The 14964-nt window shown below is 70.3% G+C and carries 12 protein-coding genes and 1 tRNA gene; 6 read left to right on the top strand and 7 right to left on the bottom strand.

The window, feature by feature from the left end; translation table 11 throughout:
- Positions 1-262 precede the first annotated feature (262 nt).
- Positions 263-1045, bottom strand: coding sequence for an SDR family oxidoreductase (locus ACQPWZ_RS15595; RefSeq protein WP_340473667.1), 783 nt, complete (start codon positions 1043-1045; stop codon positions 263-265).
- Positions 1046-1129: 84 nt separating this feature from the next.
- On the opposite strand from ACQPWZ_RS15595, the gene ACQPWZ_RS15590 reads away from it, so the two are divergent.
- Entirely contained in the window at positions 1130-1981 is an 852-nt protein-coding gene (locus ACQPWZ_RS15590; protein WP_340473666.1) for a hypothetical protein, read from the top strand.
- 114 nt (positions 1982-2095) lie between these two features.
- Here ACQPWZ_RS15590 and ACQPWZ_RS15585 read toward each other — a convergent pair whose 3' ends face one another.
- The 3 genes from ACQPWZ_RS15585 to ACQPWZ_RS15575 all read right to left on the bottom strand — a co-directional run bounded on the left by ACQPWZ_RS15585 (position 2096) and on the right by ACQPWZ_RS15575 (position 4428).
- Entirely contained in the window at positions 2096-2305 is a 210-nt protein-coding gene (locus tag ACQPWZ_RS15585) for a DUF397 domain-containing protein (RefSeq protein ID WP_340473665.1), read from the bottom strand.
- A gap of 206 nt (positions 2306-2511) precedes the next feature.
- Positions 2512-3369, bottom strand: coding sequence for a helix-turn-helix domain-containing protein (locus ACQPWZ_RS15580; protein WP_340473664.1), 858 nt, complete (start codon positions 3367-3369; stop codon positions 2512-2514).
- Positions 3370-3699: 330 nt separating this feature from the next.
- Entirely contained in the window at positions 3700-4428 is a 729-nt protein-coding gene (locus tag ACQPWZ_RS15575) for a GOLPH3/VPS74 family protein (protein WP_313945769.1), read from the bottom strand.
- A gap of 232 nt (positions 4429-4660) precedes the next feature.
- On the opposite strand from ACQPWZ_RS15575, the gene ACQPWZ_RS15570 reads away from it, so the two are divergent.
- The 3 genes from ACQPWZ_RS15570 to ACQPWZ_RS15560 all read left to right on the top strand — a co-directional run bounded on the left by ACQPWZ_RS15570 (position 4661) and on the right by ACQPWZ_RS15560 (position 10604).
- Positions 4661-7381, top strand: a complete 2721-nt coding sequence (locus tag ACQPWZ_RS15570) for a serine hydrolase (RefSeq protein ID WP_433571634.1) — start codon at positions 4661-4663, stop codon at positions 7379-7381.
- 301 nt (positions 7382-7682) lie between these two features.
- Positions 7683-9569, top strand: coding sequence for an MFS transporter (locus ACQPWZ_RS15565; protein WP_433571633.1), 1887 nt, complete (start codon positions 7683-7685; stop codon positions 9567-9569).
- A gap of 216 nt (positions 9570-9785) precedes the next feature.
- Positions 9786-10604, top strand: coding sequence for an adhesin (locus tag ACQPWZ_RS15560; RefSeq protein ID WP_340473662.1), 819 nt, complete (start codon positions 9786-9788; stop codon positions 10602-10604).
- Between the two features lie 112 nt (positions 10605-10716).
- Here the strand turns inward: ACQPWZ_RS15560 and ACQPWZ_RS15555 are convergent, their stop codons facing one another.
- Entirely contained in the window at positions 10717-11019 is a 303-nt protein-coding gene (locus ACQPWZ_RS15555) for a hypothetical protein (protein ID WP_356705738.1), read from the bottom strand.
- A 334-nt stretch (positions 11020-11353) separates the two neighbouring features.
- Here ACQPWZ_RS15555 and ACQPWZ_RS15550 point away from each other — a divergent pair, with 334 nt between their 5' ends.
- Both ACQPWZ_RS15550 and ACQPWZ_RS15545 read left to right on the top strand, forming a co-directional pair.
- Complete coding sequence (locus ACQPWZ_RS15550) at positions 11354-11884, top strand: hypothetical protein (protein ID WP_383241389.1); 531 nt, start codon at positions 11354-11356, stop codon at positions 11882-11884.
- Positions 11885-12280: 396 nt separating this feature from the next.
- Positions 12281-13615 carry a hypothetical protein gene (locus tag ACQPWZ_RS15545; RefSeq protein WP_433571632.1) on the top strand — a complete coding sequence of 445 codons (1335 nt, stop codon included), beginning with the start codon at positions 12281-12283 and terminating at the stop codon, positions 13613-13615.
- A 187-nt stretch (positions 13616-13802) separates the two neighbouring features.
- On the opposite strand, the gene ACQPWZ_RS15540 is transcribed toward ACQPWZ_RS15545, so the two are convergent.
- Together ACQPWZ_RS15540 and ACQPWZ_RS15535 are read right to left on the bottom strand one after the other, a co-directional pair.
- Entirely contained in the window at positions 13803-14672 is an 870-nt protein-coding gene (locus ACQPWZ_RS15540) for an AraC family transcriptional regulator (RefSeq protein WP_356705735.1), read from the bottom strand.
- Positions 14673-14873: 201 nt separating this feature from the next.
- Positions 14874-14949: transfer RNA gene (locus ACQPWZ_RS15535), tRNA-Arg, on the bottom strand.
- Positions 14950-14964 lie beyond the last annotated feature (15 nt).

The raw sequence follows: 14964 nt of genomic DNA, 5'->3' as shown, positions 1-14964 counted from the left end.
GGCGGGTCAAGGCCTTCCGTGGTCATAAATGTGAACGCAGATCAGAAAGCAGAACGATTTTGCTCGTTCTTGACCTTCGGGGGCGTTGTCGTGAACGTGACGGCGGCCACACCATGAGCAGGCACTTCGTCAGGCTCCGGCCACAGAGAAAGACCGCACGGGATGCGGGTCCCGTGCGGCTGAGGAAAGGTGAGGCCAACTGCCCCTATGAATAAGCCTGTTCGCGCAACGGCGGCCAGGGGCCTGCCGTTCGGATCAGGCCCTACCGCATCAACTCGCCGGCGTTGACCAGCAGCGACTGACCCGTGATCGCCCGGGCCCGGTCGGAGGCGAGGAACGCCGCCGCCTCCGCGACATCTCCGTCCGTCGCCAGCTCGGGCAGCGCCATACGCTCGGTGAGCCGGCCGAGCACCTCGGTCTCGGACACGCCCTCGGTGTGCGCGGTGAACTGGACGTACGCCTGGACCGGTGGGCCCCACATCCAGCCCGGCAGCACCGTGTTCACCCGGATCCGGTCCGGGCCCAGCTCCCGGGCCAGCGAGTACATCGCCGAGGTCAGGGCCCCCTTCGACGCCGCGTACGCCGCCTGCCAGACCTGTGAGGGCGCGGCGACCGCCGACTGCGTGCCGATGATGACGACCGAGCCGCCGCGCTCCTTCAGGGCGGGCAGGCAGGCCCGGGTCATCCGCAGGGTGCCCAGCAGATTCACGTCGATGACCTGCTGCCAGGTCGCGAAGTCGGCGTCCGCGAGCCCGCCGAAGTAGCTGTCCCAGGCGGCGACATGGACGACCGCGTCGATCCCTCCGAAGCGCTCCACGGCGAGCGCCGCCAGGGCCTCGCACTGCGCCTCGTCGGTGATGTCGGTGGGCCGGTAGGCGGTCCGGGTGCCCTCCGGGTCGATCTCGCCCGCCGACTTCGCGAGGTTCTCCTCGGTGCGCGCCCCGAGGACGGCGCGGCCCCCGTCGCGGACGACGGTCGCGGCGATCTGATGGCCGAGCCCGGCGCCGACGCCGGACACGATGACGGTCTTCCCCTGCAGCAGCATCTCGGCGGCTCCCGGCTCTGGCGAAACATCTGACGGCCCGTCAGAGTAGGTGCGTCCGCGGACGGAGGGAAGGGAGACGGTGGAATGAGCGACCGTACGACGAGCGACACCCGCAGCGAGGTGTACGCCGAACTGGCCGGTGTGGGCCCGTACGGAGTGCGCCCCGGCCACGCCCTGATCACGATGGTCGAACCGCACCCGGGCCACGAGTACGCGTACAACCGCTGGTACGAGGACGACCACTACTACGCCGGCGCCATGGCCATGCCCTGGATCTACGCCGGCCGCCGCTGGGTCGCCACCAGGGACCTCCAACTGCTGCGCTACCCGGAAAAGTCGGCGGTGGCCCAGCCGGTCACCGCGGGCTGCTACATCTCCACGTACTGGATCACCGACGGCCGCTACGCCGACCACATGAAGTGGACGGTCGGCATCAACAAACGCCTGAACCGCGACGGCCGGGTCTACCAGGACCGTACGCACGTCTTCACGGCTTTCCAGGACCACGAGGCGACCGTCTACCGCGACGGAGCGGCCGGCCCGCGCGACCATCACGCACTCGACCACCCCTACGCCGGCCTGGTCGTCGAGGTCATCGACACGGACGGCCCCGAGCAGCGGGCCGAACTGCTGGACTGGCTGCGGACCCGCCACCTCCCGAAGCGCCTCGCGGGCTCCGGTACGGCCATGGTGACCGTGTTCCGCCCGACGCCGCTGCCGGGCGACCGGATGACGTACGTCAAGCAGGTGGAGGGCGTCGACACGCGCCTGACGCTGCTCTGGTTCCTCGAACAGGACCCGCGGGAGCGATGGGACGCCGACTTCGCGGGTCTGGACGGGGAGGTGGCCGCGTCGGGCCTCGGGCGGGTGGAGCTGGTGGCGCCGTTCATACCGACGGTGCCGGGGACGGACCGCTACGTGGACCGGCTGCGCTGACGGATCCGGCCCTGCAGGGGGCCGAGCCCCCTCGGCCGGGACGGCGGACCAGTCGAGAGGGCTCTGTCAGGTGGTGCGTCGACAACAGGTGCTCTGCGGTACTCGGCGTACGGCTCAGCCGAGATCGAAGGCTCCGTGTCCGACCTCGTTCACGAACGCGTTCCACGATTCGGGGACGAAGCTGATCGACGGGCCCGCGGGGACCTTGGAGTCCCGGACGGCGATGGCTTGCTCGACGGGTGACTTGACCTCTACGCAAGCACCGTTGCCCGTGGAGTACGAGGACTTGGTCCAGGTCTCCGTGGCGCCCTGAATGATTGCCATGTTCGCTCCGCTTGTGCGAGTGATGTGATGTGCGCCAACGTTCGTGCTGGCGTGATCGACGCTACTCGCCGCCATCGGCCGGTGAGGCAGCCGTTCACTCGACCGGATGGCATATTCCATATGACACCTCCGCCGCACCTGGCGGGGGTGTACCTTACGGTTTTCATCGTTGCGAACGCGTTCCTGACGGCCTTTCGGCCAACTCCTCAGCGCGCGTAGTCCTTTGCGATGTCCGCGATGAAGGCCCGCGTCTGGTCCACGTTCAACGCCTGGGCGCGCAGATGCTCGTACATGACGCTGTACTTCTGGACGTCGTTGGCCTTCTCCAGATACAGGTCGCTCGTGACGCCCTCGATGTAGACCACGCTCGAGTCCGAGGCGTCCGGGAACTCCAGGATCGCGTACTGACCGTTGATCCCCGGGTGCGCGCCCATCTCGAAGGGCAGCACCTGCACGGTGACATGCGGCAGCTGGGACAGCTCCACCAGATGCTCCAACTGCTCGCGCATCAGGTTCTTGCCGCCGACGAGCCGGCGCAGGGCGGCCTCGTCGATCACGACCCACAGCCGCAGCGGATGGTCGGATTCCTTGATCCGGTCCTGGCGGCGCAGCCGGACGCTGACCCGCTTGTCGATGTCGGTGGTGCCGGTCTCCGGCAACGCACCCGCGATGAGGGCCTCCGCGTACTGCCGGGTCTGCAGCAGACCGGGCACGACCTGCGGTTCGTACACCCGCAGACTCGCCGCGTCCGTCTCCAGCCCGATGTAGACGCTGTACGGGATGTCGCCGAAGGCGTGCCACCAGCCCTGCTGACGGGAGTCCTTGGCCATCTGCATCAGGGAGTCGACGATCCTGTGGTCGTCGACCTCGTACACGCCGCACAGGTCGCGGACATCGCGCTGACTGATGGAACGGCGGCCGTTCTCAAGGCGGCTGATCTTGGACTGCGACACCAGCAGGCGTTCCGCGACCTCTTCGGCCGTCATGCCCTTCAGCTCACGGAGCCGGCGCAGCTCCTGGCCCAATCGGCGTCGCCTGACGGTGGGATTGACACTGGACGCCACGGAAACTGCACCTCCGGCTGCGTTGCTGAGCGTATCTACCGCTCAGCAGACTGCCACCAATGGTCATGGCCGCGCTGAGAAATAGCCACACGCGCGGCACGCACCGTACGGAGTCCACCACCATGTGGTCACAGCGGGAGCACGGGCGGAAGGGCATATGGCGGGTGACGCGAGGACGCCTGGGACACGCGCGGACGCGCGGGGCGGCCGTGGGGCTGCCCCGCGCGTCATGTGCGGCTCCCGAACCGGGTCATGGGGACGTCGGTGCGGCGAAATACCGGTGGTGCGGGTGGTGCTGTCGTGCTCTCGGTGCGGATCGTGCTGCTGAACTCAGTGCGCCGGGATGCGGGCCATGGTCCCGCGGTGCGGCTGCATCGACGCGGCGGCCACCTGACGGCTGCCGGTCGCTGCGGCGGGATTGCGGCGAGGCTGAGCGGCCACACCGTTCTGGACGTCCATCACGGCGTGCGCCACGAGACCGCCCATGGGGTCGTGCCTGATGAGATCCCGCAGACGGGATCGCGAGGAACGCCCCTCATTCCCTGGATACAGATGCTTGCCGAGTCCGACCGCGTGGGCCAGCGCGGCGAGCGCCGCGGTCCGCGGGTCCGGCGGTACGCCGGTGCGGATCGCACTGTCCAGCCGGGCTCTGATGTCCCGGCTGATCGCCGTCTCCGTCGCCTGGTAGCGAGTCGTCGGCAGCACCCCGCACATCTGGCCCGCCACGGCATGCACCATGCCGCACCGCTCCAGATGGGAGAGGTAAATCTGGCGGAGCCCCAGTCGGGGCCCACCAATCCAGTGAACTGCGCGAACCGGGCTGCCGCGTCTGCGCAACAGCTCCAGTGCGGAGTCCAGTGTCGGATCTCCTGTCGGCCGTGGCATCACCACGGCGATACGATCCCCGTCCGGGGCTATCCGTCCTGCCAGAGCCAGCTCCACTAGCTGAGCTCCGGCCAGGCCGAGGTCGAGCGACTGCGGCTGCGCTGTGGTACCCGTGGTCGGGTCCAGAGCGAGCAGCAGAAGCTCTTCCGGAAGTGTTCTGCGGCTCCTGCCCATCCATGCCTCCCCGCGTGGATGAATGACAGGGTGACCCCTCTCACATTGGTCTGTCGAGAGCGCGTGGGTGCTTCGTACTGGAACCGACACGTATGTCGTTCTCGTCTAGGCGCAAGGGGCGCACTCTCACACAGGACACTGGTAGATGGTTCGGACAACACGGGCTGTCGTTTGTGGCGGCGCCCCAGCGCGTACGTACGGCAGATGACGCATGACTCATGGAGGAGGCACGGTGGCGGGCGAGTCCCCCGACAAGTCGGAGCAGCGGAAGTCGTCGGGGGAGACGACTTCGGGTGAACGTGACCCGCGGCTCGCCGTGTTCCGCCAGGCATCGGCCCCGGCCCCGGCCGTGGACCAGCCGACGGCGGTCTTCAAGATGCCGGAGGCTTCCGAGCCCGATCCGGTGAGCCCCGATCCGGTGAGCCCCGATCCGGTCCGCGCCGAACCGGGCACGGAGTCGGGCTCGGTGGAGAACGACGCGAGGCTGCGGGCCGCGGTGGCGGCGTGGGTGGCGTCGGCGGACGAGGAGCCGGCGCAGTCCGACGCGCAGTCCGATGCGCAGTCCGATGCGGGGCCGGACTCGGGTTCCGGTGAGGACGCGGTTCCGGGCTCCTCGGCGGACGCCGATGCGGAGTCGGACAGCGTGCCGGAGTCGGTGGCGCAGACGTCGGAACTGCCCGAGCCGACAGCGACGGCGGAACTCCCGGTGACGCCGGACGAGGTGGAGCCGGAGGAGCCCGCCGCGGACGAGGACGCCGTCGCCGCGCCCGCGGCCGCGAGCGCGCCGGACACGGCCGAGGACGACCGGCCCGAGGAGGCGGCTGAGCCCGCTGCCCGGGACGAGGAGCCGGCCGCGGACGCCGATGACGGCGCCGACCGGTCCGCACCGGCCGACGCGCCCGCCACGGTGGACGCCGAGGACGCGGTCGAGGACGCGGTCGAGGACAAGGCCGGGTCCCAGACGCCGGAGGACGCCGAGCCGGGCACGGCCGATGACAGCGTTGCCGAGGCCGAGGCCGAGGCCGAGGTCGAGACGGACGCCGTCGACTCCGACGAGCCCCGTCCGTCCGGTACGGCAGCGGCCGACGCTCCTGCAGAAACGTCCACACCCGAACGCCCCGCCGACGCCCCCGCCGCCACGACCGATGGCGACACCGGCAAGGACGGCGCTGACGCCGACACCGGCAAGGACGCCGACGCCTCGGCGGTCCCCGACGGATCCGCGGATGCAAAGGCAGACGCCGCCCCCGCAAAGGCAGACGCCGCCCCCGCAAAGGTGGACGCGGCTCCTGCGAAGCCGCCCGTCGATCAGCCCACCGCCGTCTTCAAGGCGCCCCGGAAGCCCCCCGTCGACAGCCCCACCACCGCGCTCAAGATGCCGCCGGCGCCCCGGCCCGAGGCCGACCCCGCGCCCGCCGAGCGGACCAGCACCTTCGTACCGCTGCGTGTCGACGACGGCGTGCGGACGCCGACCGCGAAGAGGCCCGAGGCCGCTGCCCCGGCCGCGCCTGCTAAGCCCCCGGCCGCGCCCGCGAAGCCCTCAGCCGCACCGGACAAGCCCGCGGCGCCCGCGAAGTCGACGGCCGCCGCACCCGCTGCCGCGTCCGCCGCCGCACCCGACTCGCTCACCGAGGCCGAGCGCACCCGGCAGCAGCCCATGCCGCCGCTGCCCCCGCTCGACCTGCTCGCCGAGCTGACCAACACGCCGCCCCCGCCGCAGACGGCCGTGCGCACGGTCTTCCGGCGGTTCAAGATCTGGACGCCTCTCGTCGTCCTGCTCCTGATCGTCTTTGCCATCGCACAGGCTGTGCGTCCGCTTCCCGAGCCGGAGCTCGCGCTCTCCGTCGACCCCACCTACACCTTCCAGGGCGGCAAACTCAGCCTGCCGTTCCCGGGTGAGGGCCAGGGCGCCGTCGAGGTCGAGGGCGTCGGGACCATCGGTACGTACGGCGCGCAGAAGCCCGCGCCGATCGCGAGCGTCGCCAAGACGATGACGGCGTACGTGATCCTCAAGAACCACCCCATCACCGGCGAGGAGGTGGGGCCGACGCTCACGGTCGACCAGCAGGCCGAGGACGAGGGCCGCAACGAGGACGAGTCGACGGCGAAGGTCACGCAGGGGCAGCAGTTCACCGAGCGTCAGATGCTCCAGTTGCTGATGATCCCCTCCGGGAACAACGCGGCGCGTCTGCTCGCCCGCTGGGACGCCAAGACCGAGGCGGAGTTCGTCAAGAAGATGAACGACGCCGCCAAGGAACTCGGCATGACCAACAGCACCTACACGGACCCGAGCGGCCTCAAGGCCACGACCGTGTCCACGCCGCTGGACCAGCTGAAGCTGGCCAAGGCGGTCATGCAGAACGACATCTTCCGCGAGATCGTCGACACGCCCATGACGACCATCCCGGGCATCCAGGGCTCCATCAGGAACAACAACGACGAGGCCCTGCTCAAGGACGGTGTCGGGGGTATCAAGACCGGCTCGTCCACCCCCGCCGGCGGCAATCTGCTCTGGGCCGCCAACACCCGGGTCGACGGCAAGGTCCGGCGCATCGTCGGCATCACCATGGGCGTTCAGAACGCACAGATCCTCAATTCCAAGCTCGAGCTGGCCATCGACCACAGCATCAAGGTGATCGAGGCGGCCCAGGACGGCGTCACGTCCGCGACCGTCGTGAAGAAGGGCGCCGTCGTGGGGTACGTGGACGACGGGTTCGGCGGCCGTACCGCCGTGGTCGCCACCAAGGACCTCAAGGCCGTCGGCTGGGGCGGTCTGGAGATCAAGATCGCGATCAACGACGGGGGCAGGAGCCTGCCGCACACCGCCTCGGCGGGCGACGTGGTGGGCCAGGTCTCCGTCGGCTCCGGCACCGGCAAGGTGACGGCACCGGTCGCGCTCCAGAAGGACCTGGCGGAACCTGGGTTCGGCGACAAGCTGACGCGCATCGGCTAGGACGGCCCGAGCCGTACGGCCGGCGCGCATAGGTCAGGGCGGCCTGAGTCGTACGGCCGGTGCAGGACCTCCGGACCGGCGGTCCTGCACCGGCCCCGCGGGCGCCCCGGTACCGGGGCGCCCGCGTGCTAGCGTCCCGGGCAACTCACCGGGCAACTCGAAGACGCCGGGACAGCGTCCTTGAGGATGGAATCGCCGGCGACGGCGCGCGCCGCGCACAGCGGGCCGGACGACACGGCCCGCGGCGCACGGCGGGCCCGACGACAACGGCACACGGACGGGGAAGACGGGGAGAGCCGCAGTGACCACTGCCGAGTCGGCCCAGGCGGACGGCAGCAGCACCAGCGCGGGGCCGCGAATACGCGGGCCCCTGACCGGCTCCGACCGCGACCGGAACGACTCCGACGCCCTCGGCAACGGCCCCACCGACGGGTCCTCCGACGGGTCCTCAGGAGCCGACCGCGGTCCCCTCGCCGAACTCCGGGACCGCCTCTCCCGCCGTCCCGTCCTCGTCGCCACCGCCGTCTCGGCGCTGGTGCACCTCATCTGGTTCTTCTTCTTCGCCAACAGCGGCGGTGACATCGCGGCCCAGGACGCCTGGGCGGAGTTCGTCGGGCGTCATCCCGACTCCGCGTACAACCTCGCCTGGTACGGCGGGATGCACCCGGTCTCGTACAGCGTCGTCTCGCCGTATCTGATGTCGCTGATCGGCGTCCGCTCGACGATGATGGTCGCCGGTACGGTCTCGGCCGCCCTGACCGCGCTGATCCTGGTGCGCGTCCGTGCCGTCCGCAATCCGCTGGCCTGCTCGCTCGCCGGAGTCTTCGCCTTCCTGTGCAACGCCCTGTCCGGGCGGGTCACGTTCGGCCTCGGCATGATGTTCGCGCTCGGCGCCGTCGCCGCGGTCTTCTGCTGGCCGCACCGCTGGCGGATGAACCGCTGGGCCAAGGCGTCCGTGGCAGCTCCGCTCGCCGGCCTCGCCACCGCGGCCAGCCCGGTCGCCGGTCTCTTCCTCGGCGTCATCGCGGCCGCGCTGTTCCTGAACCGGCGCCGGCCGGGAGCGTACGCCCTGGGCCTCGCCCCGGTCGCCGTCGTCGCGCTGTCCTCCTGGCTGTTCCCCTTCTCCGGCACCCAGCCGATGTCGTTCTGGTCGACGTCCCTCCCCTTCCTCTACGGGGTGTTCGTTCTCGTCCTCGTGCCGAAGGACTGGCGCACGGTCCGCACCGCGGCGGCCGTCTACGCGCTCGGCACTCTGCTGACCTGGCTGATCGAGTCCCAGATCGGCTCGAACGTCTCCCGGCTGCCGATGCTGTTCGCGGGCGTGGTGCTGCTGGCGGCGCTCCCGTTCACCCGGCCGCGCTCGCGGAAGTGGTACGCGCTCGTCATCGTCTTCGCCGGGCTGAACTTCTGGATCGGCTTCAAGGCCGTCGACGACATGGTCCGTACCGCGCCGACGGCGTCCTGGAACCGTGAGCTCGCCCCGCTCGTCAACCGGCTCCAGCAGGTGAACGCCGAACGCGGCCGGGTCGAGGTGGTCCCGGCCAGCAGCCACCGCGAGGCGTCCGCCCTCGCTCCGTACGTCAATCTGGCCCGCGGCTGGAACCGTCAGGCCGACATGAAGCGCAACCCGCTCTTCTACGACGACGACAAGACCCTCACCTCCGCCGGCTACCGCGCCTGGCTGGACCGGTGGGCGGTCCACTACGTCGTCCTGCCCAAGGGGTCGCCCGACGAGAGCGGAGCCCGCCAGGAAGCGGAGCTGGTCCGCGAGGGGCAGCCCTACCTCACGCGCATCTGGGGCGACGGCAACTGGCAACTGTTCGCCGTGAAGGACCCGATGCCGCTGGCCGATCCCCCGGCCACGGTGGACCACGCCGGCGCGGGCGACCTCACCATCCAGGTGAAGACGGCGGGACGGGTGCTGATCCGGGTGCCGTACTCGCCGTGGCTGAGCATCGTCGACGAGGACGGCAAGAAGGTGGAGGGCCCCCAGGAGACGGAGGCCTCGAAGCTGCGCGAGGACGGGCCGAAGAGCTTCACCAATCCGAACGGCTGCCTCATCAAGGTGGAGCAGGACGCGGAGGGCGACGAGTGGACCGAACTGCTCGCGCCCCGTCCCGGTGTCTACCGGCTGGCGGCTCCGTACGGGCTTCAGCGCGGCACCGCGTGCCCCGATGAACTCAGGTAGCCCCCTTACCCGCGTTAACACCTACAGGGCCCTGGCCTGCTGATGCATAGTGGACACGTTTTCCATACCGAGCAGTTGGTCTAGTGGTGCGGGTGTGACATGGCGTGCGAACGATGCGACGGCAACGGCGGTGGCGCGTTGTCGGGTCGGCGCTGCCCGCAGTGCGGCGACACCGGAGCAGGCGGGCCGTACGGGCACGCCGGGGGCGGGGACTGGATGGCACGCACGGCAGTCACGGGACGGGTGCCTCGCCTCTCCCGTGGAGGAAGGATTCTGCTGATCGGCGGAGTCGGGCTGACAGCGCTGGCCCTGGCGGTCTCGGCGGCCGCGATGTACGGGGGTGACTCGCCGTCGGACGCGTCCGGCGACTCCGGGTCCCGCTTCGATCCCGGCGCCGTCGGCGGGGCCCCGCAGCGGATCGAACCCTCCGTCGAACCGTCCCGCTCGGCATCGGACCAGCCGTCACCCGGAGAGGGGGAAGACGGCCGGAAGTCCCCGAAGCCACCGCAGAACGGCAAGCGGCCCGCGTACTCCGCCTGGGCGGGCCCGGGGTGCGACGGCGGCGGCCGGTACGAGGAAGAAGGCCGCTTCCGCGACGGCTTCGCGGGCTGGTACACGGTGAACGTCGGCGGCCACACGGGCGACGGCTGCGACGGCCGGTTCACCTCGATCCCCATGTCGGGCAGCGCCACGAAGGACACCGACGGCACGGCGACCTGGTCCTGGTACGTGGGCAGCGGCTACACGACCTGCTCGGTGGCCGTGGTGGTGCCGAAGGGCGGCCGGGACGAGGACGTGGCGGGCGACCCCACGGTCTACAAGGTGCTGGCGGACCCGGACGATCCCGGCAGCCTGATCAAGACGTTCCAAGTCGACCAGGTCGCGCTGCGCGACAAGGGCGCGATCATCCAGAAGATCCCGGTCCGCGGCCAGCAATTGACGGTCCAGCTCGTGGACAGGGGAGTGGACTTCGGCGCCGGCCGCGAGGGGGCCCACCACGCGGCGGCGCAGATGCGGGCGGACTGCACGGCCTGACCGGCAGGGCCCTGGTACTGCTCGGTCGACACGCGCCGCGCGGGGAGGCGTTGGCGGGTCGACCGAGCGTATGCGGCGGCGCGTTGCGAGCGGCCGGACGGGGCTCCTGGCGTCAGCCCGTTGCCGAGGGGGCTCCGGTTGTCGCCGAACGGACGGCCTCGTCACAGCCGTCGCACGTCAGACCGCTCCACCGCGGCGCATGCCACGTGGCGGGGTCCGGCGCCGTGTGCGCGGTCTGCTCCATGTCCGACGCCGGCTGCCCGCACATCGTCCGCGCCTCGACCCACTCCGTGCCGTCGGGGTCGGGCCACTGGACGGCGTGCACGCGGACCGGCCGGCGGATGTCATGACCGCTCGGGCCGAAGTGTTCGTGTTCCTGCGCGGCGGCCTGTATCGCCGTGGCGTACTGACTCATGCGCAGACCATAGGCCGGAACCCCGTTTCGGGAACCCCGTATGCGCACCAAATTTTCGCCTTCTCGCTCAGTGGCGCAAAGGGGTTCCGGAGCGCGCGGGGCCCGTCCACCGGCCGGGCGGAAGGGGCCCTTCATCCGGCATTTCCATCGTTTCGGGACCCCTCTGAACAGCGAACTCCCGGTAACCCACGGGTATTTCGCAATGTTGTTTCGCAACGCCTACCCACCGGAATGACCTTGCTGCATAGTGTGCGCCATGGCGTGCAAGGGATGTGGGCGCAATCACAGGGGTGCGCTCCCAGGAATGTGGGCGGACAACTGTGCCGTCGATGCCGTGGCGCTGCCGCCGGCGGACTCACGGTACGACTGGAACGGGCAGTGGACCCCCGAAGGCCCCGCGCACGCCAGGACGACCGTGCTGATGCGCGCCAGAACGGCGATGCTCGGGACGGGCATCGCCCTGGTCCTCGGCGCACTGGTGTCGAGCGTGGCGCTGGCGGGCGGAGGCGAGGGCAACTCCGAGTACACCCCGCTGGACAACGACCTGGGCGGCCGCCCGAACCTCATCACCCCGGCGGCCCCGCCGCCTGACCCGTCCCCGAGCGCCACCTCTCGGGCCCCGTCCCCGGACCGCACCCGCGAGGTGGTCCCCGCGACCGAACGCCGCCGCGAGCCCCGCCCGACCCCGACGAAGTCGACGACCCCGAAGCCGACGCCGAGCAGCACCCCGACGTCGGGGGTGTCGATCCAGCCGTGGCCGGAGTACACGTGGCGGGACGACGACGACTGGCGGGACGACGACGACTGCAGGGACGGCGGGTACCGCGACCGGGACGGGCATCACCACGATCATGGGTGCTGGTGACGCGTCAGCCGGGCGTGCGGGGCACACGGTGCCTTTCGCCTTCGGAGGCCCTGGCATCAGGGCCACTACCTCTTCAGTGCCCTGTCCCGCTTGAGGAGGACGGCGATCCTCTCGGGGTCCGCCGAGCAGTGAATGTCCCCCTGACTCAGTGAATGGCCCCCTGGCTTTCGTGCACCCCACGTCCGCTGATGCCGTCCTTTCGGTTCACGTCCGCGCGAGACTCACACGCCTGATGCGTCGTTCTCCCTGAATTCGCCGCTCGCGGCGCCACCCCCTGCCTTTTTCGCGTTCCCCATCGCATTGCTGCCTCGGACGGCTGCGGTCGCGCTCCGGTGCGACTCACCCGTCGGGACCACCCGGGTCGCGCGCCGGGCGCCGCGCGGATCTTCTGGACCCATGAGCAACCCAGGCGGTGAGCCGGGCTCGAACCGGGAGCGCAGCGAAATCGACGAGCTCCGGCACCGGTTGGGAGCCCTGGAGGGGAGTGCGCGCCCGCAGGCGGCGGGGCACCCGTGGCGGACCACGGGCTCGGTCCTGCTGATCCTCTTCGCTGCCCTGTTGTCGGTGCTGGCCGTCGTCGCGGTCTGGGCGAACAGCATCGTGCGGGACACGGACCGCTACGTCGCGACGGTGGGGCCGCTGGCTTCCGATCCGGATGTGCAGCAGGCGGTCACCAACCGGGTCACCGACGAGGTGCTGGCCCGGATCAACGTGGACGGGTTGGTCAGGGAGCTGGAGGACGCCGTATCGGAGCGGGGGGTCCCGCCGCGGGCAGCCCAGTTGGTCGGCAACCTGGAGAAACCGATCAGGAACGGTCTGGAGCAGCTGATCAGTGGCACCACGGAGCGGGTCGTCAGCAGCAGCGCCTTCGAGACCGTCTGGGTCGACGCGAACCGCTCGGTCCACAGCGCTCTGGACAAGGCTTTGACGGGCAGCAGCGACAGCGCGGTCTCCCTGAAGGGCAACCAGGTGGCCATCGACGTGGGACCGCTGGTGGCCAAGGTCAAGGAGCGGCTGGTCGACGCAGGTCTCGGGGTGGCCGCGAAGATCCCGGATGTCCACACCGACTTCGTGGTGTTCCAGTCGGACGACCTCGGCAAGGTGAAGACCTACCTGAGGGTGCTCCAGATCATGGGCGCCTGGTTGCCCTTCATCGCCCTGCTGGTCGCCGCCGCGGGGGTGTACACCGCCACCAAGCGGCGCCACGCGCTGATCGGCGCCGGGCTGGCGGTGTTCGCGGCCATGCTGTTGCTCGGAATCGCGCTCACCGTCTTCCGCGACGTGTACCTCGACCATCTGCCCCCGGAGGTGTCCCAGGCTGCCGCCGGCACGGTGTACGACGCTCTGATCAAATTCCTGCGCGCCGGTGTACGGGCGCTGGGCGCCGTCGCCCTCATCACCGCCGCGGGCGCCTTCCTCTGCGGTCCGTCCCGGATCGCGGTCTACATCCGTGCGGGATGCACCAGAAGCATCGGTGCTCTACGGGGTGTTGCGGCGTCGGCGGGCCTGCGCCTGGGCGCGGTCGGCAGGTTCGTGCACCGCTTCAAGCGGTGGATCGGGGCCGCGATCCTGCTGGTCGCCGTGATCGTCCTGTTCACCTGGAGCTACCCGACCACGATGGTGGTGGTGTGGACGACGGTGATCGTGCTGGTGGGCTTCGCGATCCGGGAGTTCCTGGACGACGACTCGGCGACGCCTTCCGGCTCTCCGTCGGGTTCCGCTGCCGGCTGACGGTCGGCCGGACTGAGGGGCCGTAACGCCTCACCCCGCCGGCGGAGCACTTCGCGCTCGGACATGGCCAGGGCCCAGGTGAGGAGTCCCTTCACCTGGGCCTAGCCGACGAAACCGGTACGGCGGGTGCGCACCCGGCAGGAATCGAACCTGCGAGACCCGCTTCAGGGAGTTCGCGATCGTCGCCTCATGCGGGTTCGACGGGCAGCCACAGTTCGCAGGTCGCGGAGCTGAAGTCGTCCGCGCGCTCGAGGATCGCGACGAGCGAGGGGCCTGGCCGCAGACGCCACGGGTTGGAGGGGAACCACTCGGTCGCGGTCGCGGCCCACGTGGTCTGCAGGGCCTGCGGATGAGGTCCGGCGGTACGGAAGACCGCCCACTTGCCGGCCGGTACCTCGATGGCGTCGAGGTCGTCGGGCGCCGGTGTGTCCCGTGAGACGGCGACCCCGTGCAGGTAGGTCAGTTCGCTCCCCTCCGTGCTGTCCGGGTCGAGGTCGTCGCAGACCTGAAGCAGGCCGCCCGGGTCGGTGTCGCTGAGCGCCTTCAGCCGGAGGTGCTCCTCCTGCGGCAGTGCGGTGATGTGCTGCTGGATGTGCGGGTTGATGCCCTGGTGGATGAGCGGGACCCGGGCTGCGTGTCCGACGAGCCGGAACGCGGGGCGTTCGACGAGGCGGGTGTCCATGGGGGTGCTCCCTTCGACGGTCAGGCGGAACCTGAGCTGTGGTTGTGTGCGAAGGGGGCCTCCGTCGCGGCGCACGTCACCGGGGCCGGTGCCGTGGACTGCGCGGAACGCGCGTCCGAACGCCTCGGTCGAGCCGTACCCGTACCGGACGGCGATGCTCAGCAAGTCGCCCTCACCCCGGACGACATCGGCAGCGGCGAGGGTCATGCGGCGCCGGCGCACGTACTCCGACAGCGGCATGCCGGCCAACGACGAGAACATCCGGCGCAAGTGGTACTCGGTCGTGCCGAGCCGTCCGGCCAGTCCATGGATGTCGAACTCCTCGGCGAGGTGTTCCTCGACGAGATCGACAAGCTGGTTGAGTGCCGAGATCACGAGACCTCCTTTCGAGGTCAACCCTGCCCGGCGGAGCCCCTGCCGTGCCCGACCGTTGCGGTCCGATCCGATCATGCGTCGGCGGACCGACCGACCTCGGCGAGGCGGCCCGGCCGTGAGTGACCGCCGCCGTACGCCGCCGTTGATGTCGGACCTGGATGGCAAAGAGCACCTACTGAATTCAGTAGGTGCTCTTTGTGCTGGTGCCCCCGGCAGGATTCGAACCTGCGACACCCGCTTTAGGAGAGCGGTGCTCTATCCCCTGAGCTACGAAGGCGCTGCGGGGACAGTG

Origin of the sequence: Streptomyces sp. CA-251247 (assembly GCF_050952975.1) — a bacterium.
GTDB lineage: Bacteria > Actinomycetota > Actinomycetes > Streptomycetales > Streptomycetaceae > Streptomyces > Streptomyces achmelvichensis.
The sequence above is the reverse complement of the archived record's forward strand: the minus strand, read 5'-3'. Positions and strand labels throughout refer to the sequence as shown.

Excerpts from the sequence above, each read along its gene's own strand:
- ACQPWZ_RS15595 (WP_340473667.1), bottom strand. The coding sequence starts at position 1,045 with ATGCTGCTGCAGGGGAAGACCGTCATCGTGTCCGGCGTCGGCGCCGGG.
- ACQPWZ_RS15590 (WP_340473666.1), top strand. The coding sequence starts at position 1,130 with ATGAGCGACCGTACGACGAGCGACACCCGCAGCGAGGTGTACGCCGAA.
- ACQPWZ_RS15585 (WP_340473665.1), bottom strand. The coding sequence starts at position 2,305 with ATGGCAATCATTCAGGGCGCCACGGAGACCTGGACCAAGTCCTCGTAC.
- ACQPWZ_RS15575 (WP_313945769.1), bottom strand. The coding sequence starts at position 4,428 with ATGGGCAGGAGCCGCAGAACACTTCCGGAAGAGCTTCTGCTGCTCGCT.
- ACQPWZ_RS15560 (WP_340473662.1), top strand. The coding sequence starts at position 9,786 with ATGGCACGCACGGCAGTCACGGGACGGGTGCCTCGCCTCTCCCGTGGA.
- ACQPWZ_RS15555 (WP_356705738.1), bottom strand. The coding sequence starts at position 11,019 with ATGAGTCAGTACGCCACGGCGATACAGGCCGCCGCGCAGGAACACGAA.
- ACQPWZ_RS15545 (WP_433571632.1), top strand. The coding sequence starts at position 12,281 with ATGAGCAACCCAGGCGGTGAGCCGGGCTCGAACCGGGAGCGCAGCGAA.